This window comes from Dietzia sp. JS16-p6b, assembly GCF_003052165.1.
Lineage (GTDB): Bacteria > Actinomycetota > Actinomycetes > Mycobacteriales > Mycobacteriaceae > Dietzia.
Genome location: NZ_CP024869.1, coordinates 3,498,821 through 3,524,287 on the forward strand (window position 1 = coordinate 3,498,821; position 25,467 = coordinate 3,524,287).

The following is a 25,467-nucleotide window of genomic DNA, read 5'->3' on the forward strand; positions in this document are numbered from 1 at the left end:
AACCCTTCTAGGCTCCGACCCGCGGTGTCACGCAGGTGACGACGACACGGGTGTGACGCGCGGCCTGACGGGGTCCGCGGTGGAGGTGGGCGGCGATGCAGCAGCTACTCGGTGTGTCTCTTCTGGACACGCCGGCGTCGGCGACCCTGTGGGTACTCGTGGTGGTCGGCTTCGCGGGGCTGGCGGTCGCCGGCTCCACGGGCGTCAGGAGCGGCACCCGGGACCGACGCCGGTGGTGGAGGCGAACCCTGCCCTCGTGCGCGATCGCCGCCGCACTGGCGACCGCGACCGGCGGGTTCCTGGTAGAGGGGGTGTTCAAACCCATCCCGGACGCCATCCCTCGAACGGTGTACGTCTGGATCGCCGTGGCCCTGCTGGCGGTGATGCTCGCCGTGTCCTGTCTGGTCGGCGGGAGGACCCGCCGACGCCCATGGCGGGTGGCCGGGGTGCTGCTCACCACGGTGGCCGTGCTCCTCGGCGCCGGCGGCCACGTCAACCGCATGTACGCCGAGTTCCCCACCCTCGGCACCCTGATCGGGATTCCGGACCACCGGACCGTCCCCCTCGCCGACGTCCTCGGGTCCGATCCGACGGCCGTCGGCGACGACCTCCCGCCCGGGACCGCCGTGGAGGACGTGTGGACGCCCCCCGAGAACATGCCGACGAGCGGGGCGATCACCGAAGCGCCGATCCCCGGGACCACGTCGGGATTCGCGGCGCGGCCCGCGCAGATCTATCTGCCGCCGGCGTACTTCGCGCAGCCTCGCCCCCTCCTTCCGGTCCTCGTCCTGCTCGCCGGCCAGCCCGGCACCCCCGAGGACTGGGTGGTCTCCGGGAGGTTGCCGGTGATCGCGGACGCGTTCGCATCGCAGCATGCCGGGCTGGCCCCTGTCGTGGTGGTGGCCGATCCCCTCGGGGAATCGCTGAGCAACACACTGTGCGTGGATTCGCCCCGGGGCAACTCCCGGACCTACCTGACCGTCGACGTCCCGAGGTGGATCCACGAGAACCTGCAGGTCGCTTCCGGTCCGATGTCGATGGCGATCGGTGGGCTGTCCTTCGGCGGAACCTGCGCACTCCAGACGGCCCTGTCCGACCCGGACGTCTTCCCGACCTTCCTCGACATGTCGGGGCAGCCGGAGCCGACCATAGGAACCCGAGCCGACACCGTCGAGCAGTTCTTCGGCGGAGACGAGGCGGCGTTCCGCCGGAACAACCCCGCCGACCTGATGGCGACACGGCGCTTCCCCGGGATGGCCGGAGCGTTCGTCTACGGTTCCACCGACACCGAGTACGGCCCGGCGGCCCGGGAACTCTACTCAGCGGCGGTGGCCGCCGGTATCGATGCCCACCTCACCGAACTGCCCGGCGGTCACAGCTACGCCGTGTGGTCCGCAGGGCTCGAGCGCGAACTACCCTGGCTCGCCCGGAGAACGGGGCTCATCCGATGAGAACGACGGTCTCCACCGCGCGCCGGTACGCGGCCCGGGCATGGTCGACCTCTCCGGTCACCATCACACTGCTCGCCGTGATGTGGGTGGTGGCCGCGGTGACCGGCACGGCGACCTTCGGCCCGGGCCCCGAGTGGCTCGACCGGGTCGCGGCGGGGTCCGCGTCGCTCGGACACGGCCACCTCTGGACCCTCATCACGTCCGGGCTGTTCGTCTCCGGCCTCGGCGGTCTCCTCGCCTCCACGGCGCTACTGCTGGTGGCGGGGCCGGTCGCCGAGCGACTCCTGGGCGGGGCCCGCCTGCTGGCCGTGGCCCTCATCTCTCAAGTCGCGGGCGTTCTCGGCGGTGTCGGTCGCGACCTGCTGGTCGGCGTCCTGTCCCACGGGGACGGGGGGTCGACGACGGCCCACCCGCACTCGTGGGTCGACCCGCTGCCGTGGATCCTCGGGGTCCTGCTGGCCGCGACGGGCCGGATGCCGACACTGTGGCGACGCCGGATCCGCGCGGTGGTCCTGGCCGCTCTCGTCACGCTCCTGCTGTTCGCCGGGCATCCCCAGGATGCGGTCCGGTTGTCCGGGGCACTGGCCGGACTCGCCGTCGGCGCCCTGCAGGCGAGGGGCCGCCACCACACCCCGCTGCTCGGCGGATCGGTCCGGGAGACACGCACCCTCGTGGCCCTGGTGGTGGCGGCCACCGTCCTGGGACCCCTCGTCGTCTCCCTCTCCTCAGGCGCGGTCGGGCCCCTGGCGCCACTGAGCCAACTCGTCCGCGAGGTGCCGTACACCCCGGCGCAGGTCGCGGAGCTGTGCGACGCCGCGCCGGGCGGGATCGACTGCTGGAACGCCAGACAGCTTCTCCGCCTGACCGGGGTCGGCCCCCTCGCCCTCACCCTCATGCCGTCCGTGCTCATCCTCGTCCTGGCCGACGGGCTTCGACGCGGCAGGCGCGCCGCGCGCTGGTGGGCGCTGGCCGCGTACGGTACCCAGCTCGCCGCCTCGGTCGCTCTGCTCGTCACCGGCCCGATCGAGGGCGGGCACGGACGACGCCAACTGATCTTCGGGGCCGCTCCACACGCGCTCACGGTCTGGGTGGTCTCCCCGTTGGTCGTCCTGGCCGCGGTTCTGCTCACCCTGACGTTCACCGGCCGGTTCTTCCGCATGCGGGCGAGCCGCCGTGCGGTCAGACGGGCGACCCTGTCGATCGCGGCGGTGGTGCTCGGCGGGTTCGTCGCGTTCGTCGGTCTCGGCGCGGTGGTTACCGAGGGCGTCGCGGCCTCGGGCCTGTCCGATCCGTCGATCGCCGAGCTCGCCGGCGACTATCCGGCCCGCCTCATCCCTCCCGCGTACCTGGGCCTGTTCGGACCGACCCTGCTCCCCGTCTCCGACGCGGCGACGGCGCTGTTCGAGTGGATCGGGGTCGCCGTCTGGGCCGGGGTCATCGTGATCCTGTGGCGCCTGCTGCGGGCGCGCCGGAGAGACGAGGACCCGGCGGCGCACGAGCGCCTGCGGGAGCTGCTGCACACTCCGGGCGGGTCCTCGCTGTCGTGGATGACGACCTGGGACGGAAATGAGTACTGGTTCACCAGCCAGCACCCGCCGGGCCGCCCGTCCGTGGTGGCCTTCCGGGTGGTGGGCCGGGTCGCACTGACCACCGGAGGCCCGGTCGGGCCACCGGACCAGGCCGGACCCGCGGCGTTGGAGTTCGCCGAACACTGTGCCCTCCAGGGCCTGGCTCCCTGTTTCTACTCCGTCGACGACGAGCTGGCGGCGGCGCTGCGGGCGGCGGGATGGTCCTCGGTCCAGGTGGCCGAGGAGACAGTGATCCCTCTGCCCGACCTGGCGTTCACCGGCAAGCGGTTCCAGGACGTCCGCACCGCCCTGAACCGGGCGCGAAAGGAACAGGTGACGGCCACGTGGACGACCTTCGCTGAGGCCCCCTTGACGCTGACCCAGCAGATCGTGGCGATCTCCGAGGAATGGGTGGCCGACAAGGGCCTGCCCGAGATGGGTTTCACCCTCGGCGGGATCGACGAGCTCCGCGATCCCGAGGTGCGCCTGCTGCTGGCCGTCGACGGGGACGACGTGGTCCACGGGGTGACGTCGTGGCTGCCCGTCTACCGAGAGGGCGTTGCCGTGGGACTCACCTTGGACTTCATGCGCCGCCGGACCGGCGGCTTCCGGCCGACGACCGAGTTCCTCATCGCCTCTGCCGCGCTCACCGCCAAGGAGGAGGGCCTGGAGTTCCTCAGCCTGTCCGGGGCACCGCTGGGTCACGGCCGGCGTGAACCCGGAGACGGCGCACCGACCGCGAAGCAGGACGCCACCGCGCTCTCGGCCGCCCTGGACCGCGTGGGAGAGACACTCGAGCCCGTCTACGGGTTCCGCTCACTCCTCGCCTTCAAGGCCAAGTTCCACCCGGAGTACCGCCCTCTACATCTGTGCTACCCGGATGCGGCGACCCTCCCGGCGATCGGCGTCGCGGTGGGACGGGCCTACCTCCCGAAGGTGGGACTCGGCCAGGGAGCCCGCCTCGTGGCCACGCTGAGGCGGGCCCGCCGCTGAAGGAGACCCGAGCAGGGGCACCCTGATGGGCGACGAGGCCGACGGCTCTTCTGTGGATGCCGGTCGAGGGGTGCGGATGAGTCCGACGGCGATGCGGCAGGGCGGCAGCACGCTCGCTCTCGGCCCGGAAGAAGACGTGCTTGACGGTTTCGATCAGTACCAGGTAGATCAGCGCCATCGCCGCTAGGGCCACGTAGAACAGTGCCGGTAGTCCGACGAACCCCAGCAGCGGGCCGAGCGGGGTGAACGGCAGCGCCACGCCGACGGCCACGACCGCCAGGACCGACCCCGTCAACAGCCACGAGGGACGACTGCGCAGGAACGGGACTCTCCGGGTTCGGATGGCGAAGACGATCAGGGTCTGGGTCGCCAGCGACTCCACGAACCAACCCGTGCGGAACTCGTCCGGGCCGGCATGGAGGACACCCAGCAGCAGAGCGAAGGTCGCGAAGTCGAAGAGGGAGGAGGCCGGACCGAAGACGAGCATGAACCGTCGGATCTGTCCCAGGTCCCAGTGGGAGGGCTTGCGCAACTGCTCCTCGTCGACCCTGTCGGTGGGAATGGCCAGCTGTGAGGTGTCGTAGAGGACGTTGTTGAGGAGGATCTGCTGGGGCAACATCGGAAGGAAGGTCAGAAAGGCGCTGGCCGCGGCGGCGGAGAACATGTTCCCGAAGTTGGACGAGGTCCCCATGAGGACGTACTTGATGGTGTTGGCGAAGATCCGCCGACCGCTCACGACCCCACGGGCCAGAGTGCCTAGATCCTTCTCGAGCATGATCACATCGGCCGAGTCCTTGGCCACGTCGGTGCCGGTGTCCACCGAGATCCCGACATCGGCCTCGTGCAGGGCCAGGGCATCGTTGACCCCGTCGCCGAGGTACCCGACAGCGTGCCGGGCGCGGAGCAGACGGATGATCCGGGCCTTGTGCGTCGGGGAGACCCGGGCGAAGACGATCGTCGTGGCGAGTGCGGCCCCCAGGGCCTGATCATCGAGCGCCTCGACCTGGCGCCCGGTCAGCACCGGGACGGCCCCGGCGTCGTCGGTGAGCCCGAGGTCCCGACACACCTTGACCGCGACGACCTCGTTGTCGCCGGTGGTGACCTTCACCCCGATCCCGAGGTGGGCCAGGGCACGAAGCGCGTCGACGGCGTCGGGTTTGGGCCGATCGACAAAACACAGGAACCCGGCCAGGTGGAATCCGGACGGCGGAGACGAGGCGAGCTCGGTCTCGTCGTCCGCCCGCCGCACCGCCACAGCGACGACTCGGAGGCCCTGTTCGAAGAGCCCACCCATCGTGGCGCGCCCCTCGTCCTCGTCCGGAGAGCACCTGGACACCACCACCTCGGGAGCTCCCTTGAGAATCTCCCACCGCTGACCGTCCACGAAGTCCACGAGCACCGAGGAGGTCAGCGATTCATGGTCGAAGGGGCGGAGATCCACCCTCCGTGTTCCGGTCACCTCGGCCGGGTGTCCGGACCCCGGCCCGGCTGCTCGCCAGAGTGCGGCGTCCAGGGCGTTCTGCCCCGCCCCGGCACCCCCGGCCGCAGGATCGGCCTCGCAGCACAACACGCCCAGGCGCGTCGTGGCCGTCTGGTCCTGCCCGGCGGGTACGGACTCGAGAAAGGTGATCCGTCCTTCGGTGAGCGTGCCTGTCTTATCCGTGACCAGCACGTCCATGTTGCCCAGGTCCTCAATGCTCGTCAATCGCTTGACCAGCACCTTCTCTTTCGCCAGCAGTCGCGATCCCGCCGCCAGCGAGGTGCTCACCACCGCCGGCAACAACTGCGGGGTGATGCCCACCGCGATCGCCAGTGAGAACAGCAGGGCGTCGAGGAACGGGCGCCGGAGCAGCAGGTTGATCACCAGGATCCCCACCATCAGCGCCAGACCGATCCACAACAGCATCATCGAGAACCGCGTCAGCCCCGTCTCGAAACCCGTGCGCGGCGCCCGGTCCCCCAATCCCTGCGCGATCCGTCCGAACTGGGCGTCCTCACCGGTGGCGACCACCGCGGCGACGGCGTCCCCGTGCCGGACCACCGTGCCCATCAGCAGACACGATCTCAGTTCCCCGAGACCGGCGCCCGGTTCCACGGGCTCCGGGGACTTGGACACCGGCAGAGCCTCGCCGGTCAACACCGACTCATCGGCTTCCAGCTCGTTGCACTCCAGCACCCGCACGTCGGCCGGCACGATCGAACCCAGGCCGATCCGCACCAGATCACCGACCACGAGCATCTTGACGTCGACGGATCGATCCCGCCCACCGCGGATCACCACCACGCTGTGACTGACCTGGCGATGCAGGTCCTGGGCGGTGCGCTCGGCGCGGTACTCGTTGACGAACCCCAGCCCGGTACTGGCCGCCATGATGGCACCGATGATCAGCGCGTTGACCTGATCCCCGGTGGCGAAAGACAGACTCGCGGCGATGAGCAGAAGGAGCAACACGGGGTTGGCGAACTGCCGCAGGAGCACTCTCCACCAGGTCGCCCGACTTCCGGGAAGGACGTTGGGGCCGTCGACCGCCAATCGGTCGGCGGCCCGCTCCTCGTCCAGACCGGAGCCGGGCACCCCGAGCGCGGTCAGCACATCCGGCGCGGGCATGACGGACGCCTGCTCCAGAGTCAACTGACCTGTCGGCGGCTCGGTCCCCGACCCGCCCTCGCTGTGTCGGGCCACGAGTCCAATAGTGGCACCGCAGTGCGCCTTCATCTAGCGCCGGAACGGTCGACTACCGAGTACGGGTGTAGCTCGCCCCCCGGTTCCCCCGGCGACCCGCGCGCCCCCCGGTGCCGGGGTCTCGCCGGTCGGTGTCAGGCGCGCCCGTGGCGACGCCGCCACTTGTGGAGACTGTCAGCCGTGAGCACCGCAGGGATGGCGATCGCGGCCACCACCCAACCGATGAGAGGTGGATTCGTTCCTCCCAACACCTGGTGGACCGGCGGCACGAACAGGAAGACGGCGAGGGCGGCGAGCATCGATACCTGAGCCCACAGCAGGAGCGTGTTGGACATGAGAGGGATCGCGCCGAACCACGTGGATTCGGAACGGCACGCCAGTGCGTTGGCGAACTGGCCCAGTACCAGGGCGGCGAAGGCTGCTCCTGACGCCGCCGCCAGTGTGCCCGGGTCGACGGCGGCGCCCGGGGACCACCCGGCCATCAGGAGAACCGCGAGAAATGCGGACATGACGACCAGCGCCTCCGTGGGACCGAGCACACCGAACACCCGTCGCAGGATTCGCCCGTCCAGCAACGAATCGGTGCGCAGCGGCCCTTTCATCACCTGGCGCCTGGCCGGTTCCGCTCCCAGGGCGAGCGCGGGCAGCAGATCGGTGCCGATGTCCACTGCGAGGATCTGCAACACGCCGAGAGCGAGGGGCACCGTGCCGCCACTGAGTGCCCATACGACGAAAGGTGTGAGCTCGGCGACGTTGTCGGTGAGGTGGTACGTGAGGAACCGCCTCACGTTGGACCACGTCGCTCTGCCCAGTTCCACCGCGCGGACGATAGTGGCGAAGTGGTCGTCGAGCAGCACGACATCGGCGGCCTCGCGTGCGACGTCGGTGCCGCCCGCTCCCATCGCCACGCCGATATCGGCCTGCCGTAACGCAGGCCCGTCGTTGACCCCGTCACCGGTCATCGCCACGACGTGGCCGCGCTTCTGCAACGCCCTGGCGACGCGCAGCTTGTCCTCCGGGGTGATCCGCGCGACCACCGTCCCGTCGGTGTCGAGCAGCTCTCCGAGCTCGTCGTCATCAACGGGAAGATCGGAACCCGCGATCACCCGTGCGGAGGCATCCGGCCCGGCGCCGAGCAGGCCGATCTGCCGGGCGATCGCAGCGGCGGTGTCGGGATGGTCACCGGTGAGCATCGCCACGGCGACCCCGGCCCGGCGGCATTGACCCAGCGCGTCGGCCACACCCTCACGGGGAGGGTCCTCGAGGCAGAGCAGCCCGAGCAGCTCCATGCCGTCGCATTCCCAGGGGAGAGGCTCCCCCTCCCCGGTCTCCGGACGAACGGCTCGGGCGACCGCCACCACCCGCAAACCTTCGCCGCCCGCAGCCGTCACCTCCTGTGCGGCCGCCACGGTGGACCCCGAGCACCGCGGCAGGACCGATTCGGCCGCGCCGAGCAGGTGGATCCAGTCATCGTCGACCGCCCCCGAGCATCGGGCCCGCGGATCGAACGGTATCCGACGACGCTCTGGCCGTACGGGCTCGCGCTGCCCACCAAGACGCGCCTGGGCCACCACCAGGGCCACCTCCATCGGGTCACCCCGGGCGGTCCACCGGCCGTCGACGAGCTCCGGGCGACCCGAGACGCATGCCGCCGCCGATGCCGTCGCGAGCGCGGCCGCTCGGATCGCGCAGGCTCCCCCCGTCGCCTCTCCCTCGGGCGCGTAGCCCTCTCCGGACACGGTGACGGTGCCGGCGGGAGTCCACACCCGTCTCACGCTCATCCGGTTCTGGGTCAGCGTGCCGGTCTTGTCGCTGCAGATGTAGGTCGTCGTCCCCAGGGTCTCGACCGCCTCGAGCCTCTTGACCAGTGCCCGGTCCCGAGCCATCACCTGGGCGCTGCGCGCCAGGGAAAGGGTGACCGTGGGTAACAATCCCTCGGGAACGAGCGCGACCGTGACACCGATCGCGAACAGGAAGCCCTCGGACGCCTCGGTTCCGAGGGCGACCAGGACGACGAAGGAGGCGACCCCTGTGCCGGCGGCGATCAGGGACACCATCCTGACCACGCGGTGCAACTGCCGGGTCAGCGGGCTCGTCGGCCGGGCTGCCGAGTGCGTCATCACCGCGACAGAAGCCAGTCGGGTTCGCGTACCGGTGGCGGTGACCGTCGCCGAACCGGCCCCTTCGACGACGAAGGTTCCCGCGTAGGCGGTGTCCCCGGCATCCGGGTGGACGACCGCGCTCTCTCCGGTCAGCAGCGACTCGTCCACGGCGAGACCCACCGCGGTGTCGAGCCGGAGATCGGCACTGATCCGGTCTCCCGCCTCGAGCTGAACAGCGTCTCCCACCACCAACTGCTCGGCCGAGATCCGGACCACCTTCCCGTCCCGCACCACCCGCACCTGCGGCGGGAGTAGGTCCTCGAGTGCAGCGGCGGCGCGATCGGCTCGGTACTGCTGCGCGAACGCGAAGAGACCGTTGACCACCACCACGACCCCTATCGCCAGGGACAGAGCCGGCATGTCCGCCACCCACGCCAGGGCGGCCGCGACCCAGAGCATGAGAGCGAAGAAGTTCACCATCTGCGCGGCCAGCGCCAACAGGGGCGAGCGAGGCCGCGACGTGGGAAGCGCGTTCCGACCGTCGGCACGAAGCCGGTCCGCGGCCTCGCCGGAAGACAGCCCGGCCTCCGACGGGGCCGGGCTGTCGGACGACGAGGCGACTGGCATGAGACCCACCTCCGGAGAACACGCCGGTGGAACGTGGAACGGACCAGATGGTACGAGCTTGCGCGCCGAATCGGCTAGCCCCCTAGGGGGGAGCAGAATACCGCCTCTGAGGTCTGTCGGACCCCGGACGGTGGCGGTAGAATCGCCTACGTGGGCGTCACTCGTCCGGTGCGCCCTCCGGCGACACAGCGAGGAGCGCCGCCATGAAGGCAGTCGTGTTCGCGGGCTTCAAGACCTTCCCCCAATTCAAGGACGTCGACAGACCCACCCCCGGCCCGGGCGAGGTCCTGCTCAAGGTGGCCGGTTCGGGCGCCTGCCATTCCGATGTGGGCCTGTTCCATGAGTTCCCCGGCGACCCCACCGGCTTCCTCACCCCGCCGTTCACCCTGGGCCACGAGGTCTCCGGATGGATCGAGGAGCTCGGCCCCGGCGTCACCGGCCTGAACACGGGCGAGGCGTTCCTGGTCTACGGGCCGATCGGGTGCGGTCGGTGCAAGCCGTGTTCGCGGGGGCAGGACACCTACTGCCAGGACGTGCCGTCGGTGGGGTACCTGGCCACCGGGCTCGGCCGGGACGGCGGCATGGCCGAGTACATGACCACCAACGCGCGCAACCTCATCCCGCTGGGCGATGCCGACCCCGTCGCCGCCGCTCCCCTGGCGGACGCCGGCCTCACCCCGTACCACGCCATCAAGCGGGTGCTGCCGGACCTGACCACCCCGGGCGCGACCGCACTCTGCATCGGCCTGGGCGGCCTGGGTCTGGTGGCGGTGCAGATCATCCGGGCCATGACCGGGGCCACGGTGTACGCCACCGACACCAAGCCGGAGGCCGTCGCCGCCGCGGAGGCCGACGGGGCGATCGGCATCCCGAGCGAGGGCGCCGCCGAGACCCTCCGCGAGCTCACCGGCGGCCGCGGCGTCACCGCGGTGTTCGACATCGTGGGCTCCTCCCCCACTCTGGAACTCGCCGCCTCGGTGGTGGCCCAGCAGGGCTCGGTCACGGTGGTCGGCCTGGCCGGCGCCGACTTCCCCTGGAACGTCTTCCGCCTGCCCTACGAGGTCAACTTCTCCTCCACCTACTGGGGCACCCTCGAGGACCTCCACGAGGTGGTGGACCTGTACCGGGCCGGCAAGATCAACCCGGAGGTCCACGTGTATCCCCTGGACCAGGCCCTGGAGGTGTACCAGAAGCTCGTCGACGGCCGGGTCAGCGGACGCGCGGTGATCGCCCCCCATGGCGGATAGCGAGAACCGCACCGGCCAGGATCACCCCGCGTCGGCGTTCTCGGGGTTGACCACTGTGTCCAGGTTGGATCCGCGCTCCCCGATGCCCGTGATGCTGGTCACGGTGGCCACTCCCGCACCGAGCAGCGCCGCGTCGGTGTGGGCCTCGTGCTCCTCCGGCGTGTCGGCCAGGATGAGATGGACGTGGTTACTGCCGGCCTCGACCATGGTGGTGTGGACGATGCCGAAAGGCGCCAACGGGGCGCTGGTGATCGTGAGCCCGTCAGCGCGCGGGGTGTTGGGGACATTGACATTCAGCACCGTGCCGCTGGAGCTCGCCAAGAGCGCCGGGAGGACCCGCGAGGTCACTGCCGCTGCGCTCGACCAGTGCGCTGCGGCGTCCGTGTGATCGGTCGCCAACGACACCGCCAGGCCGCGGGCGCCGTTGAGGCCACCGGTCAGTGCGGCCCCCACGGTGCCGGAGTGCAGAATCGCCCTGCCCACGTTGGCACCGCGGTTGATGCCGGACAGGACGAGATCCGGCGGCCCGTCACTGAACGCACGATGCGCTGCGAGCAACACGATCAGCGCCGGCGCGGCGTACACGGCGAACGCCGGCACCTCCATTCCCGGAAGCGTGCGACGCTCCACGCGGATGCTGCCCTGCCCACCTGCGGCGGTGACGGCGGAAGCCTCGGTGGCGGTGATGGACGCACTGCTGCCGCTGGCTTCTTCCACCGGCGCCGCCACCACCACATCCAGCCCGCTTGCGCGTGCCGCTCCGGCCAATGCCAACAGGCCCGGAGAGTCCAGACCGTCGTCATTGGTGACCAACGCGAGCAGGGTCCGTCACCCCCTTCGGATGAAGTCGGAAAGCTGGGCGGGCGTGATCCGCACCTCCGGAGGCCGTTGCCAGTCATAGGGACTGATCTGCACGAATTCGCTGAATCTCCTGATGGTGGACAACTCGCCGGTGCCCAGACCGTGTCGCGTGACGTTCAACGCTCCGGCCGCCGCCCCCAGTGACACCGCCTCCTCGATCCCCGAACCCCGGGCAAGAACCGCTGCGGTCGCGGCGGTGAAGCTGTCGCCAGCGCCCGTCGAGTCCTCGACCTGCATGGCCGGCGCGACGACCTCGCGGACTCCCTCGTCGTCGAGGAGGAGCAAACCCTTCTCGGCGCGGGTCACGATCACCGTCTCCGCGCCCGCACTGCGGATCGCGTGCATCGCCGAGACGATCTCCCGCACGTCGACCGAGGAGATCCTGCCATCCGCCAGCAACTCCTCGTGGCTGACCTTGACGACGTCCACCCCACCCTGGAGGGCGGAATCGAGCCGCTCCCCGATGAGGTCGACCATCACTCTGCACCGGCAGGTGCGCAGGTCCGCCGCGAGCCGTCGGTAGACGTCGGCAGGTACGACGCCCCCGCCGGCGGGACCGCTGAGAAGCACCACATCCGAGCCGATGGCTTCACGGAGTGTCAGGCCGTACAACCTGTCGAGGTCGTGGCGCGACAACGAATCACCCTTGGTGTCGGCGACGACCCGCCGACTGCCCTGCCGACGGTCGTGGATGTATGCGGCGCCGTAGCCTTCCTTCCGTTCCACCGCGACCAGACGAAAACCTTCGTCCCGGATGAGATGCTGCAGCACTGTCCCGGTCTCTCCGGCGAACCCCGCGCACAGGGTCACCTCCGTGCCCAGAGCGCGCACCATCCGGGCCTGCCACACGCCCTGCCCACCCGGGTGCAGGTGAATCGCCACGTCACCGTCGTGGTCTTCCACCGTGATCGTCAGTACGGGTGACGGCGCGAAGATCACGACGTGCCCCACCCGGCCGCTCACGCCGCGAGGTCCCGCTTCGTCTGGGTCCACAACGTCACCTCACATCCGAAGACCGGCAGCGCCATCGACGTCGCGGCCCTCGCGGAGCGGACGTCTGTTCACCCGCGTGAGTCTCCGGATCGTCGAATGCCGGCGTCATCACCCGGGTTGGCCTAATGCCCTGGCCTTGAGCGCCTCGTACTCCTGTGGAGAAATGGTCCCCTGATCGAGAAGAGCGCGGGCCTTGGTGATCTCGTCGGCAGGGCTTGTCGAATGCGAGATCTTCCGAATGTAGTCGTCGAAATTGCGCTGGTCGCGATTCAGCCTCAGTTCTGCACGTTCCTGCATACCGGGGCCCCGGGCGATGAGATACACCAGGACCGTCAGGAACGGCACGAACACGAGGCAGAACACCCAGACCGCCTTCCACCAGCCGCTGAGCTGGTGATCGCTGAAAAGGTCTGCGATCACCGAGAACAATGCGAACAGATAGGCGACCAGCGCGAAGATCCAGAAGACTGACCAGAGCACGCTCCAGAAACCGTAGTCGTCGAACATCGTGACTCCCTCGGATAGTGTCCTCAACGAGGTAATCAAATTGTCGTGGCGCTGTCTATGCCCTCTGCCGGATAACCGGCTCTTCCGTGGGTGTCGGCGCCGATATCCGGCCCTTCCGGTTTTAGAGTGCATTGATCCGGTCCTGAAGCTGTCCGGAGTGGATCAGTGACCGCAAGATGTAGTGCTTGAGGTTCCGGAAGCCCAGGGCGATTCCGCGGAGGTGCTCGAGGCGTCCGTTGATGGCTTCGACGGGGCCGTTGGAAGCGCCCACGTCGAAGTAGGCCAGGATCTCCCGATGCCGCTTCCACAGCGAACGGCCGAGCTGCGCGAGCTCGGGGAGTTCGGCGGGTACACCGGCCCGGATCGACTTGAGGAGCTTGTACATAGCGATCTTGCCCTCCCGCTTGCCCGAGGCTTCGTAAGCAGTGATGAGTCGCTGGTAGACGCCGTAGGTGACCTCCACCGCCGCGTGCGCGTCATGGGCGGTGAACGCTTGGAACAGGCGCATCTTCTGCTTGTCGGTCAGCAGTTCAGCGCGGGTTCGCAGGGTGCGGCGGATGCCGTACAGCGGGTCGCCCGTGCGGCCCCGGTGCCCGGTGGTGGCCTGCTGGATGCGTTGGCGGCACACGGTGAGCTTGTCGGCGGCCAGGTGCACGACGTGGAACGGGTCCATCACCGTCCGGGCAGCGGGCACCGCGCTGGCGGCGGCGGTGTGGTAGCCGGCGAACCCGTCCATCGTGACAACCTTGACCCGGTCTCGAAACACCTGGTCACGGGCGTCCAGCCACTCGGTGAGGACCTTCGCCGAACGGCCCGGGACCATGTCCAACAGGCGAGACGGGCCGGTGCCGTCCACGACCGGGGTCAGGTCGACCAGGACGGTGACGAACGCACTGCTGCCGTCGCCGCGCACGTGCTTCCATTTGTGCTCATCGACACCGAGAACGCGGACTCCGTCGAAGTGTCCGGGCTGCTCGTAGACCATCGTGCGAACCTCCGAGACCGCCAGGTCATTGACCAGGTCCCACCCCAGCCCGAGGGCCTTGGCCACGGCGGACACGCTGGTGCGGTCGATCGCCAGACGCTGCAGGATCCAGCGGCTGCAGCGGCGGGTGGTCTTGGCCCGCGGCTCGGCCAACGCCGGCATCCGCTGCTGGAAGATCCTCGTAGCGCACTCGGTGTTGTCGCAGGTGAAGCGCGGTACCCGCACGTGCAGTCTGGTGGGATGCCCGACGATCGGTAGATCCGTGACCTTCCGCTGGACGTGGTCCCGCAAACGGCCCGCCATCCCGCACTCGGCGCAGATCGGGTCGAGTGTGACCGGGGCGCAGAACAGGTGCGTGAGCTCGTCAGCCACAGCGGCGTCGGTGATGGTCACCCCGAGCTCGACGGTGCGGCAGATGGTGTCGGCGAGCAGGCTGGCGGTAGCGTTCAAAGCGGGTCCTGGGGATGCGAAGTGCTGGTGTAGGAACTTGCATCTTCACACGCCCCAGGACCCCTACATCTTGTGCCTCACCGCATCACCGCAGCATCCCCGCTACGCACTCCGGATCCGGAAGAGCCCGATATCCGCGGTCGTCATCCCACCGACCAGAGTTCGGAACGCTGATGGATTCGCGTCCCGGGGCGTCGTTCACCGAGAGGGGACACACCCGGTGGCCGCCTCCAGGCACGAGGAGCGCGGCCACCGCGTGGTCGTTCGAGGGGTCCTTCTCCGACCCACTCGACGAGAACCGGCGCGGTGACCGCTCCTCATGGAGTCGACAGCCGGTCGAGCCAGGGTCAGCCCAGGGCCACCGCCATCTCGTTGGGAGCCTCGGGGAGCTGGCCCGAGGCGACGACCTCACCGTTCGTGAGGTCCACGGCGTACACGGTGTTCGCGGCGGGCTCGCTCACATAGGCGATGTCCCCGTTCACCACGATGCCGGGGTGCGGGTCCTGCCACTCCGCCGGGCCCTCCCAGGAACCGATCACGTCGTAGCTCTCGGAGATCTCGCCGGTGGCCGGGTCGATCACGTGGATGGCACCGTCGGTGCCCAGGAGGTAGGCCTTGTCGTCCGGCCCGCGCACCACGCCGCGCCAGGTGTACCCGACGTCCTCCGGCAGGTCCACGACCTCGAGGGTGCGGGCCTCGGTGTCGATCAGCGCGATCTTGTTGAGCAGGACGCCCTCGGCGTCCGGGTCGTCCTTGTAGTCACCGACGACGAGGGGGCTGTCCTCGGACACGTAGGCGTTGCCCATGCGGCCGTACTCGTCGGGCGCGGTGAGCTTCTCGAACGCGCCGTCCTTGTAGATCAGGGCACCGTCCTCGCACCCGAAGATCACCGTCTCGTCGGCGGCGGTGCCCTCGCCGTGAATCGCGGGGCACTCCTCGTTGCGGGCGATCTCCTCGCCGTCTGCGTCGACGGCGAAGGCGCCCGTGCGGCCCTCGTCGTCTCCGATGGTCGAGAGGAAGGTGCCGTCGCTCAGCACGATCGAGACGCCGTGGTGCGCCTGGTCGCCGGGGATGGTCTCGAAATCGGGCAGGTCGGCGTCGTCGCCGGCGAATGCGTCGGTATCGAAGACGAAGGTGTCGCTGGTGCCGTCGTCGTACAGCACGGTCTTGCCCGCGTGCCGGACGACGTGCGCCGGGGTCTCGGCCTCGATCACCAGGTCGGTGAGCTCCGGCGCCGAGGTGTCGAGCACCTGGAACCCGTCGGAGGTGGTGACCAGGACGGTCCGACCGTCACCGAACGCGTTCAGGCGGGTGAACTCCTCGGTCTCGAACTCCTCGATGATCTCGAGGGTCTCGCCGTCGAGGACCGCGACGCCGTTCTCGTACGCCACCGCGAGTCGGTTCTCCGAAGACCCCTCATGTGCTGCCGAGGTCGTGGTGGCGGTGGCGTTCTGCGCCTCGGCGTCGTCTGCGTCGGCGTCGCCACCACCGTTGCCACATGCGGTGGCGAGCAGAGCCGCTGTCGCGAGCACCGCGACCGCTCCTGCGCCGCGGGTGTGTCGTGTTCTCATTCCTCGTCCTTCTTTCACTAGGTGGTCAGGCGGAGAGCCCGTCGACGATGCGCTCGGTGTTCGCGCGCATCATCTCCAGGTAGCTGGGGGCGCCCTGTCCCGTTTCGGTGAGCGACTCGGTGAACAACTCGATCACCCTGATGTCGATACCGGCTTCGCTCGCGAGCACCTGCACCAGCCGATCCGGCTGGGAGGACTCGGCGAAGATCGCGGGGACGCCGGCCTCGGTGATCGCCGAGGCGAGCCCGTCGAGGTCGGAGGCGCTGGGGGAGGCGAGGGTGGTCCCGCCGGGGATGGCCGCGCCGAGGACGCGGAAGTCGAAACGCTCGGTGAGGTAGCCGAAGACGTGGTGGTTGGTCACCAGCGCGCGTCTGTCGGCGGGGAGGGTGGCGAACGCGGCGGTCATCTCGTCGTCGAGCTCGTCGAGTCGGTCCCGGTACCGGGCGGCACCCGCCTCGACGGCGGCCCTGTCGATCCCCTCCACGTCGAGAAGCTCGGTCTCCAGTGCGTCGACGACGTCGACCATGCGGGCCGGGTCGGTCCAGAAGTGCGGGTCGGCGGTGCCGCCGGCGTCCTCGTCCGAGTAGTCGATGACCTCGATCTGGTCCCCCGCGACGAACATCGGCACCCCGGTGTCCGCGACCCGGTCGAGATGCTGTTGGAGCCCTTCCTCGAGACCCAGTCCGTTAGACACCACCAGGTCGGCGCGATCCATGAGGCTCGCCTCCTGAGCGGAGATCTCGAACGAGTGCGGGTCGGCGTTGGGCTTCATCAGGGTCGTGACGTCGGCCGCGTCCCCCACCACGTTCTCGACCACGTCGCCGAGGATGTTGGTCGTCACGACGACGGTGGGGTGGTCGCCCGCGTCGCCGTCCACGATCGCGCACCCCGACAGGGCCAGTCCCGCTGCGACGAGCACGGCGGACAGCACCGGACGCCGCCTCATCGTCCGGTCTCCGCCACGAAGTCGGGGGTGGTGGGTGTCCCCAGGCTCCGGGCGACGCGCGCGTCGCCCCGGTAGTCGATCTCGTGGACGACCCCTGCGAGGGGGTCGTTGACATACGCCCGCTCGCGGTCGACCGTGAGCTCGATCCCGGAGGCGGTCTCCGGATTCGCGACCGACCCTGCCAGCAGTGCCTCGGTCACCGCGATCTCCGTGCCGGCCTCTCCGTCGAAGACGCGGATCCGGCCCTCCCGGTCCACCCCCACCACGTGGGAGTCGTCGTCACTCGCGGCGGACACCTGCAGCAACGGCTGATCCGTCGGCACCAGGCGCCACTGCCGCGACCGGGTGTCCAAGAGCCAGAATCCCTCGTCCCCGGCGAGCGCGGCCACCACCGGTCGTCCCTTGCGGCCACGGAATTCCGTCGCGCGCGGCGCCTCGGTGCCCTCCGGGAAGGCGATCGATTCGAACCGAGGTCCGCCGTCCTCGTAGGTGGCCAGGACGGCCCCGTCCGCACAGCCCACGACCACACCGATGCGCGTGGTCACGGCGCCCTGTGCGTCCGCGCAGGGCGCCGTCGCACCGTCCACCGGAGCGCCGTCGGCTCCGTGGAACTCCACCCCGGACACCGCTGCCGACTCGTCGACGATGGTCACGAGCGCGCCACTGCCGAGGGGGGCGACCAGTCCCTCGTGCGGTTCGGACTCGAGACGGAAGACCTCCTCGACCCGCCCCTTGGACAGGGCCTCGTTGCTCAGCAGGACCGCCTCTCCCGACTCCGGGAAGAAGATCCCGGTACCCCCCGTGGTGGCGTTACCTGAGGTCGTCACGACCGCGGGGCCGTCCCCCATCACGGCTCCGAGCATGCTCGGGGAGGTGCGGTAGTAGTGGAAGTGGTCGACGTGGTCCCACGTCCACACGCCGCTGTCGACTATCTCCACACCGGATTCTGTGTCCGCGAACAGGTACCGGCCGTCCGAGGTGACCGCCGACGGGGGCTCGATGGTGCCCGGCTCGGTCGACGTCCCGTCGAGCAGGTTGAGCATGCCGACCGCCCCGGTGCGGTCGATGCTCACCAGGTGCAGCTGGGGCTCGGCCACCTCCTCGGCGCCTTCGACGTCGCCGTGACCACTGCCGGAGTCCTCCTGGGACCCCTGCGCGGCAGTGGTGGTGGTCCCGTCCGCCGCGGTATCCGGGCCGCCCGTGTCGGTCGGGCCGCCCGCGCACCCCGCGAGCGCGAGGGCGACGACGGCAGCGACTATGCCGGCAGGGAATGCACCAGGACGGACGACGGTGGAACTCGATCTGAGGGTGTGCATTCTCTGCTTTCTCGATGGGTTTCGCGGGGTGTCACCGTGCGGATGCGTCCGCCGCGCCCACGGCGTCCGATGGCCCTGTGGCGGGGTGATGGCCGATGGCGCGGACGAGCAGGATCCGGCGGGCGGAGTGCACGGCCGCCGAGACGCCCGCCAGCGCGATCGCGGAGAACGCGATGGAGGAGCCGGCGGCCGTTCCCGCATGCCAGGACGCGAGTAGACCGATCACCACGGCGGCACCACCGAACGCCGCGGCGAGCACCATCGTCGAGGGAATGCGTCTGGTCCAGCGGTTCGCGGCGACGACCGGGGCGAGCAGCAACGCCACCACCAGCAGGGTTCCGACGGCCTGGTACGAGGCCACCACGGCGAGGGTCACCAGTCCCACGAGCGCCACCTGCGCGACCCTCGGCCGCAGCCCCAGGGTCTGGGCGACGCGGGGGTCGAAGGCCACGGCGACGAACGCGCGGTGGAAGCGGGCCGCCACCGCCAGGGTCACCACCAGCGCGAGGGCCAGGGTGACGAGTTCGGGACCGCGGATGGCCAGGATGTCGCCGAAGAGGATGGCGGTGGCGTCCGTGGCGAAGCTGCCGGAGTGGGAGACGATGATCACCCCGACCGACAGCATCGTGACGAACAGCAGCCCGATGGTGGTGTCGTAGGACAACCGGCCGCGCCTCTGCAACGCCCCGATCCCCGCGCTCATGGCCACCGCACTGACCGCGCCGCCGACCATCGCCGGAAAGCCGAGCACGGTGGCCAATGCCACTCCGGGGAGCATCCCGTGCCCGATCGCCTCGCCGAAGAACGCCATTCCCCGGATGACGACCCAGGTGCCGACCACTCCACAGATCGCCGCAACGAGCAGGCCGCCGACGAGAGCTCGGGCGACGAACGCGGTGCTGAACGGATCGAGGATCAGGGACACGAGGCCGTACACTATCTGTAACGACATTCGTTATCAACAAGGAGTGCAGACCATGCCCCTCTCGGGTCCGGCCCTCAGCGCCCACGGGTTGTGTTACGGCTATGAGGGCCGTGAAGTGCTCCACGACGCGGCGGTGGAGATGGCGTACGGGACCGTCACCGCTTTCGCCGGGCCGAACGGATCCGGCAAGTCCACTCTCGTGGAGCTCCTCGCCGGCGTCCGCGTTCCCCTCCGCGGCGAGGTGCGTCGGCGGGGCACCGTCTCACTCGTCGTCCAGCGACCCGCTGCGCCGGAGGCCCTCCCCCTCACGGTCCGGGACACCGTCTCCATGGGGACGTGGGGGCGACGGATCGGTAGGCGGGAGGCCCGCGAGGTCGTGGCCGAGATGATCGGGGCGGTCGGCCTGGACGGCCTCGAGTCCCGCTCCCTGACGGAGCTGTCCGGAGGTCAGCGACAGCGCGCCCTCCTCGCCCAGGCGTTGGCGAGTCGCGCCGACATCGTGTTGATGGACGAACCCGATGCCGGACTGGATTCCGCCAGCCGGCGGCACGTCCACGAGTTGCTCACCGATCAGGCCCGTCGACGGGGCGTCGCCGTGGGCTGTGCGTCACATGACGAGCGGTTCGTCGCCACCGCCGATCACGTGGTGAGGTTGGAGGCCGGTCACGTGACGAGCTGCGCCACGTACACCCCCGACACCGCGAGCGCCGCCACGCCGAGTCCGGTGCGCAGCCCGAGCTCCGGGATGCGCGGTTGCAGCAGCACTCCCAGGTAGCCGCCGATCAGACCGCCCAGTCCGCAGACGATGCCGACTCCCCACGCCGGTGCGACCGGATCGGTCGAGAACCGTGCGAGCACGGTGAACACCACCGCGCCGACCACCGAGGTGATCCAGGTGGTGGCCAGGGCCGCGGGTGCGACGACCCCCACGGCCAGGCCCCCGGCGACCAGCAGGGGCGAGAGGATCGAACCCCCGCCGATGCCGTAGACGCCGCCGACGACCCCGACCACGAACGCGGCCGTACGCTGGCGCCTGCTGATCCACGCCGCCACCCGGCCGGGGCTCGTCGGGGCACCACCCGGGCGGCGGGGCCGCACCAGCGAGTATCCGATCGGGGCGAGCAGGGCCACGGCCAGGAGCCGCGCGACATCCTCACCGGGAGCCAGGAACACCCGGACCCCCGCCCCGAGAACGACGCCGGGGACGGTGCCGGCGAGCAGGCGCACCATCAGCTCCCGCGAGCCCGTGAACGACCCGCGCCGGTGGAATTTCCACAGGGCTCCGGGCGCGGAGACGATGTTGTAGAGGAGGTTGGTGGGCGTCACCTGCGGGCTCGAGACCGACAGGAGCTGGAGCTGCACCGGCAGCAGGAACACCGCGCCGGAGACGCCGACCGGGGTGGTCAGGGTCGCTATCACCAGGCCGGCGACGAAGGCGACCAGCAGGTCTGCCACGTGGTGGGTCAACCCCGGACGTGCACGACGTCCCGCACCGGGGCCGCCGCCGGCTCCCGCAGCACGTCGGCACCCGGGTGGGCGCGGACCCACACCCGGTCCCCGGCTCCGATCCCGGTCGCGGTGGCCTCGGTGCGGGTGAGCTGCCCGTGGACCCGCTCCGCGCCGGGCGCGTCGTCGAGCTCCACCTCGTAGCGGATCTCGAACCCGACCCGCCTCCAGCGGACGACCCGCCCGGGCACGCCACCGGACTCGGGGCCGCGGGACACCAGCACGTCATGCGGACGCAGGAGGACCCCTCCCAGCCTGGTGACGGGACCCAGGAAACCGAAGACGAACTCGTTGGCCGGGTGGTCGTACAGCTGTTCCGGAGTGCCGATCTGCTCGACCCGACCGTGGTTGATCACCACGATGGTGTCAGCCACTTCGAGGGCCTCCTCCTGATCGTGGGTGACGAACACCGAGGTGACGTGTACCTCGTCGTGGAGCCGGCGCAGCCAGTCGCGCAGTTCTTTGCGGACCTTGGCGTCCAGCGCCCCGAACGGTTCGTCGAGCAGCAGGACACTGGGTTCGATCGCCAGTGCCCGGGCCAACGCCATCCTCTGGCGTTGTCCGCCGGAGAGCTGGGCCGGGAGCCGGTCGCCGAACTGGGCGAGCTGGACCAGGTGCAGCAACTCGTCGACGCGCCGCCGGATCTCCGGCTTCGGGACCTTGCGGATCTCCAGCCCGAAGGCCACGTTCCTGGCCACCGTCAGGTGCTTGAAGGCGGCGTAGTGCTGGAACACGAAGCCGACGTTCCGCTTCTGTGCCGGCACGTGGGTGGTGTCTCGGCCGTCGATCTCGACCGTGCCACGGTCCGCGTTCTCCAGACCGCCGAGGATCTGCAGCAGCGTGGTCTTGCCCGAGCCGGATGGTCCGAGCAACGCGGTGAGCCCGCCGGAGGGTACGGAGAGGGTGACGTCGTCGAGTGCGACGAAGTCCCCGTACCGCTTGCTGACGCCTGAGATCTCAATCCCCACTGGGGCCCTCTTTCGGTCGAAGGATCATGACGATCACCAGTGCCGCCACGGCGATGAGTGCGAGCAGGAAGCCGATGGCGTACGAGCTTCCCGTGTCGAAGCCCTGGTGGAGCCGCTGCACGGCGATCGTCGCCGTTTCGGTGCGGTTGACGATGCCGCCGGAGACGATCAGCACCGCGCCGAACTCCCCGATCGCGCGGGCGAAGGTGAGCACCACGCCGTACGCGACGGCCCACTTGATCGCCGGCAGGGTTATCCGCCACAGGACCTGCCGCCCCGAGGCCCCCAGGCTGCGCGCGGCGGTCTCCTGGTCGTCGCCGATCTCCCGGAGTACGGGCACCACGGCGCGCAGGACGAGTGGCAGGGAGACGAAGGTGACGGCCAGGACGATGCCGGTGTAGGAGAAGACCACCGAGATGCCGATCTCGGCCAGCGGTCGGCCGAGCCACCCGTGCGCGGGACCGTAGGCCAACAGCAACGCCAGGCCCACGATGATCGGCGAGACGGACACCGGCAGGTCCATGAAGGAGCTCAGCAGTCGCTTCCCGGGGAACTCGTGACGCACCAGCAGGATCCCCAGGGTGATCCCGAAGACCGTGTTGAGCGCCACCGCCCACAGTGCACTGGACAGGGTGATGAGCAGGGCGTGCTGCACGGAGGGATTCTGCAGCGCGGAGACCAGGTGGTTGGAGCCGTCGAAGAAGGTCCGCTGGACGATCATCAGCAGCGGCCAGCCGACCAGGAGGAAGAGATAGGTGACGACGACGGCGAGGCGGACACCCGCCCACGGCGACACCGGCCGGAGCCGACGAACGGGCACAGCGGTCGGGTCGTCGATGCCCGCGGTCGGGGTGGACGGTCTCTGATCGGTCCGCTCAGCCATGGCGCGCCACCCTCCGTGAGATGACATCGAGGATCGCGATGGCCAGGAGCGCCACAGCGAGCAGGACCACCGCGACAGTGGCGGCGGCGGCCACGTTGTCTATCTCGATGTAGCTCTGGATGCGGATCGGCGCGCCCTCGGAGATGTTGGGTCGGTTACCGGTGAACAGCACCAACGCTCCGAACTCCCCGACCCCCCGCGCGAAGGACAGGGTGGCCCCGGCGGCGATGGCCGGCGTCAGGGTGGGCAGGACGATGCGACGGAACGTCTCGGCCCGGGACGCACCGAGGGACCGGGCGGCCTGCTCCACCTGCGGGTCGAGCTCGAGCAGGACCGGCTCCACGGTGCGCACCACGAAGGGCAGAGTCACGAACAACACCGCCAGGAAGACCGAGTACGGGGTCCCCGCGATGGTCAGGCCCAGCGGACTGTTCGGCCCGTAGAGGCTCAACAGCACCAACCCGGCGACCAGGGAGGGCAGGGCGAAGGGGATGTCGATCACCAACTCGATCACCCGCTTGCCGGGGAACCTGTCGCGGACCAGGACCCAGGCGATCAAGGTGCCCACCACCATGTTGACCCCCGTCGCTGCGAGTGCGGAGAACAGGGTCAGGCGGATGGCGTTGGCGGTCTGGACGTTGGTCAGGGTGCTCCGGAAGGTCTCCCAACCCCCCTCAGCGGCGGAGATCACGACCAGGGCCAGCGGGATGAGCACCAGCAGGCTGAACCACAGCACCGACACGCCCAGCGCGACGCCGACCGGTCGGGTGAGGGTGGTGCGCGCGGCGCGCCACCGCCTCCGGGGGGCAGACCCCGGAGGCGGTGGCGCCGGAGTGGTCGTCGGTGTGAGGACGGTGGCCATCGTCAGTTCAGACCGGAACTCTGGATGATCCGGGTGATGATCCCGTCGTCGTCGAAGTAGGTGTCGACGACCTGCGTCCACCCGTCGAAGTCACCATCGACCGTGTAGAGCTCGGTGATCTCCGGGAACGGGTCCGCGGGATCCGTCGCGCCGTCGACCTGACCGATCTCCACCTGGTCCGCCAGGTGACGCAGGGGACGGAAACCGTACTGCGCGTAGATCGCCTGACCCTCCGGGCTCAGGGCGTAATCCAGGAACGCCTGCGCGGTCCCCGGCGCGGAGACGGTGACGGCCGCCGGGTTCTCGATGAGAAGGTTTCGGTCCGGGACGATGTACTCGTACTCCTCACCCTGCTGTCTGCCGAGGATCGCCTCGTTCTCATACGAGATCAGGACGTCTCCGGTGCCGTCGAGGAACGCCGTGGTGGCATCGCGGCCCGAACCGGGGAACGCGGCGACGTTGCCGATCACGGACTCGACGAACTTCGCGGCCTCCTCCTCCGTCCCGCCCTTCTGCAGTACCGACGCCCACGCCGCGAGAATGTTCCACCGCGCGGCACCCGAGGATCCGGGGTTGGGGGTGACGATCTCGACGTCCTCGCGGGCCAGGTCCTCCCAGTCGGTGATGTTCTTCGGGTTGCCCTCGCGCACCACCAGCACCACGACGGAGTCGGTGAGGAATCCGTTGTGTGGCCCGGAGTTCCATTCCTGGTCGACCAGCCCGGCGTCGACGAGCCGGGTGACATCGGGTTCCACGGAGAAGTGGACGACGTCGGCGGGCTGGCCGTTGGCCACGGCCCGCGACTGGTCGCCCGATGCGCCGTAGGAGGTGAGCCAGGAGACCCCCTCGCCGTCCGGGGTCTCGGCGAACGCCTCCTGCACCGCGGCGTTGCCCTCCGCGGGCACGGCGAAGCCGACGATCGAGAGTTCGTCCCCCGACGCCGTCCCCCCACAGCCTGCGACGAGCGCGGCGGTCAACCCCACGCCCAGGAAGCCGATACCCAGCCTCGAGAGGGTTCGTCTGTTGCTCATGTCGTGTCCACTTTCGCCGGTGTTGCCGGTCGGCAACAGAAGAGAAAGCTAACGACTCTGCGCGCGAAGGCTGAACTGTTTTGTTCACCGTGACTCAAACCGTGCGAGCGGGAGCCACAGGTGGCGCGCGTGGGCCCGGGCCGGTCCGGTTACCCTCGTGAGCATGTCGAACCCTCGGTGGGACCGGGCGCGCGCGTCCGCGGCGCGGATCGCAGCGGGCGCCCGCGACATCAACAGACACCCTTCCACCGTCGAGGCGTTGCGCCGGATCCGGCGGGCCCTGCCCGGCGACTCGGGTTTCGGGGATCCGCTCTCGGCCGCGGGCCGGGACAGCGCGGGCACGATCGCCCGCGTGGCCGGCAGTCTGTTCGACGAGCAACCCACCGCGTCGCGGGAGTTGTCCCTGGGCGGGCTCCAGGTGTGGCACGCGCTGACCCAACGATCCGGCAGGAGCGGCAGCGGGAGCGAGGTGACCATCGTGTTCACCGACCTCGTGGGGTTTTCCAACTGGGCCATGCGGGCGGGGGACGAGGATGCTCTACGCCTGTTGAGAGAGGTCGCGTCTGCCACCGAGCCGCAGGTGAAAGCCCACCGCGGGCACGTGGTCAAGCGCCTCGGGGACGGGCTCATGGCCGTGTTCCCGTCCCCACAGCTGGCCTTCGACGCGGTCGTGGCCTGCTCCGAAGGGCTCGACCCGGTGGAGGTCGCCGGGATGCGGCCCCGCATCCGGGCCGGCATCCACACCGGCACCCCACGTCTGATCGGTGGCGACTACCTCGGCGTGGACGTCAACATCGCCGCCAGGCTGGCCGAGAAGGCGGGTGCCGACGAGATCCTGGTCAGCGAGACCACCCTCCCCGGGCTGGACGAGTCCAGGGTGTCGGCGCGCCGCAAGCGGAGTTTCCCGCTCGCCCGGGCCAAGGGGATCCCCGACGAGGTCGCCGTCTACACCGCGGTCCCGCGCCAACGTTGAGCCCCCGCTCCCGAGCCAC

General features: G+C 69.8%; 19 protein-coding genes and 1 pseudogene. 5 read left to right on the forward strand and 15 right to left on the reverse strand.

The features are described from left to right. Positions 1 to 95: 95 nt before the first annotated feature. Together CT688_RS16210 and CT688_RS16215 are read left to right on the forward strand one after the other, a co-directional pair. Positions 96 to 1,451, forward strand: a complete 1,356-nt coding sequence (locus tag CT688_RS16210; protein ID WP_107757735.1) for an alpha/beta hydrolase family protein — start codon at positions 96 to 98, stop codon at positions 1,449 to 1,451. Further along, entirely contained in the window at positions 1,448 to 4,012 is a 2,565-nt protein-coding gene (locus CT688_RS16215) for a phosphatidylglycerol lysyltransferase domain-containing protein (RefSeq protein WP_231750404.1), read from the forward strand. The genes CT688_RS16210 and CT688_RS16215 overlap by 4 nt, the downstream gene beginning before the upstream one ends. Positions 4,013 to 4,148: 136 nt before the next feature. Here the strand turns inward: CT688_RS16215 and mgtA are convergent. Then, positions 4,149 to 6,728, reverse strand: a pseudogene (gene mgtA / locus CT688_RS16220) (magnesium-translocating P-type ATPase); the annotation flags it as partial. 101 nt (positions 6,729 to 6,829) lie between these two features. Then, a complete protein-coding gene (locus CT688_RS16225; protein ID WP_107757737.1) occupies positions 6,830 to 9,424 on the reverse strand; it encodes a cation-transporting P-type ATPase in 2,595 nt (864 codons plus the stop codon). A gap of 203 nt (positions 9,425 to 9,627) precedes the next feature. Here CT688_RS16225 and CT688_RS16230 point away from each other — a divergent pair, with 203 nt between their 5' ends. Beyond that, a complete protein-coding gene (locus CT688_RS16230; protein ID WP_107757738.1) occupies positions 9,628 to 10,671 on the forward strand; it encodes an NAD(P)-dependent alcohol dehydrogenase in 1,044 nt (347 codons plus the stop codon). A 21-nt stretch (positions 10,672 to 10,692) separates the two neighbouring features. On the opposite strand, the gene surE is transcribed toward CT688_RS16230, so the two are convergent. The 8 genes from surE to aztB form a co-directional block, all read right to left on the reverse strand. Next, positions 10,693 to 11,484, reverse strand: a complete 792-nt coding sequence (gene surE, locus CT688_RS16235; protein WP_228549041.1) for a 5'/3'-nucleotidase SurE — start codon at positions 11,482 to 11,484, stop codon at positions 10,693 to 10,695. A gap of 15 nt (positions 11,485 to 11,499) precedes the next feature. Further along, a complete protein-coding gene (locus CT688_RS16240) occupies positions 11,500 to 12,495 on the reverse strand; it encodes a 1-phosphofructokinase family hexose kinase (protein WP_107757740.1) in 996 nt (331 codons plus the stop codon). Positions 12,496 to 12,633: 138 nt separating this feature from the next. Continuing rightward, positions 12,634 to 13,032 carry an SHOCT domain-containing protein gene (locus CT688_RS16245; RefSeq protein WP_107757741.1) on the reverse strand — a complete coding sequence of 133 codons (399 nt, stop codon included), beginning with the start codon at positions 13,030 to 13,032 and terminating at the stop codon, positions 12,634 to 12,636. 121 nt (positions 13,033 to 13,153) lie between these two features. Beyond that, positions 13,154 to 14,467 carry an ISL3 family transposase gene (locus CT688_RS16250; protein WP_107755580.1) on the reverse strand — a complete coding sequence of 438 codons (1,314 nt, stop codon included), beginning with the start codon at positions 14,465 to 14,467 and terminating at the stop codon, positions 13,154 to 13,156. A 347-nt stretch (positions 14,468 to 14,814) separates the two neighbouring features. Next, the gene (gene aztD, locus CT688_RS16255) at positions 14,815 to 16,038 is read right to left on the reverse strand and encodes a zinc metallochaperone AztD (RefSeq protein ID WP_107757742.1); all 1,224 of its coding nucleotides are present in this window, start codon (positions 16,036 to 16,038) and stop codon (positions 14,815 to 14,817) included. Positions 16,039 to 16,063: 25 nt separating this feature from the next. Beyond that, positions 16,064 to 16,984 carry a zinc ABC transporter substrate-binding protein AztC gene (aztC, locus tag CT688_RS16260; protein WP_107757743.1) on the reverse strand — a complete coding sequence of 307 codons (921 nt, stop codon included), beginning with the start codon at positions 16,982 to 16,984 and terminating at the stop codon, positions 16,064 to 16,066. Further along, the gene (locus CT688_RS16265) at positions 16,981 to 18,300 is read right to left on the reverse strand and encodes an ABC transporter (protein WP_107757744.1); all 1,320 of its coding nucleotides are present in this window, start codon (positions 18,298 to 18,300) and stop codon (positions 16,981 to 16,983) included. Before CT688_RS16265 ends, aztC begins: the two co-directional genes overlap by 4 nt. 31 nt (positions 18,301 to 18,331) lie before the next feature. Further along, positions 18,332 to 19,225 (reverse strand): zinc ABC transporter permease AztB, encoded by an 894-nt coding sequence (gene aztB / locus CT688_RS16270; protein WP_107758280.1) that lies wholly within the window; start codon positions 19,223 to 19,225, stop codon positions 18,332 to 18,334. A gap of 52 nt (positions 19,226 to 19,277) precedes the next feature. Here aztB and CT688_RS16275 point away from each other — a divergent pair, with 52 nt between their 5' ends. Then, positions 19,278 to 20,000, forward strand: coding sequence for an ATP-binding cassette domain-containing protein (locus tag CT688_RS16275; protein ID WP_197431444.1), 723 nt, complete (start codon positions 19,278 to 19,280; stop codon positions 19,998 to 20,000). On the opposite strand, the gene CT688_RS16280 is transcribed toward CT688_RS16275, so the two are convergent. From CT688_RS16280 to CT688_RS16300, 5 genes are read right to left on the reverse strand one after another with little or no spacing between them, the layout of a single operon-like run. Then, the gene (locus CT688_RS16280; RefSeq protein ID WP_107757745.1) at positions 19,889 to 20,680 is read right to left on the reverse strand and encodes a TSUP family transporter; all 792 of its coding nucleotides are present in this window, start codon (positions 20,678 to 20,680) and stop codon (positions 19,889 to 19,891) included. The two genes, CT688_RS16275 and CT688_RS16280, sit on opposite strands and share 112 nt — an antisense overlap. A gap of 8 nt (positions 20,681 to 20,688) precedes the next feature. Beyond that, positions 20,689 to 21,699 (reverse strand): sulfate/molybdate ABC transporter ATP-binding protein, encoded by a 1,011-nt coding sequence (locus tag CT688_RS16285; RefSeq protein ID WP_107757746.1) that lies wholly within the window; start codon positions 21,697 to 21,699, stop codon positions 20,689 to 20,691. Next, entirely contained in the window at positions 21,689 to 22,582 is an 894-nt protein-coding gene (locus tag CT688_RS16290) for a sulfate ABC transporter permease subunit (RefSeq protein WP_107757747.1), read from the reverse strand. The genes CT688_RS16285 and CT688_RS16290 overlap by 11 nt, the downstream gene beginning before the upstream one ends. Continuing rightward, a complete protein-coding gene (locus CT688_RS16295; protein ID WP_107757748.1) occupies positions 22,575 to 23,444 on the reverse strand; it encodes an ABC transporter permease in 870 nt (289 codons plus the stop codon). Before CT688_RS16295 ends, CT688_RS16290 begins: the two co-directional genes overlap by 8 nt. A gap of 2 nt (positions 23,445 to 23,446) precedes the next feature. Continuing rightward, a complete protein-coding gene (locus tag CT688_RS16300) occupies positions 23,447 to 24,475 on the reverse strand; it encodes a sulfate ABC transporter substrate-binding protein (protein ID WP_107757749.1) in 1,029 nt (342 codons plus the stop codon). A gap of 163 nt (positions 24,476 to 24,638) precedes the next feature. On the opposite strand from CT688_RS16300, the gene CT688_RS16305 reads away from it, so the two are divergent. Beyond that, complete coding sequence (locus CT688_RS16305; protein WP_107758282.1) at positions 24,639 to 25,448, forward strand: adenylate/guanylate cyclase domain-containing protein; 810 nt, start codon at positions 24,639 to 24,641, stop codon at positions 25,446 to 25,448. Positions 25,449 to 25,467 lie beyond the last annotated feature (19 nt).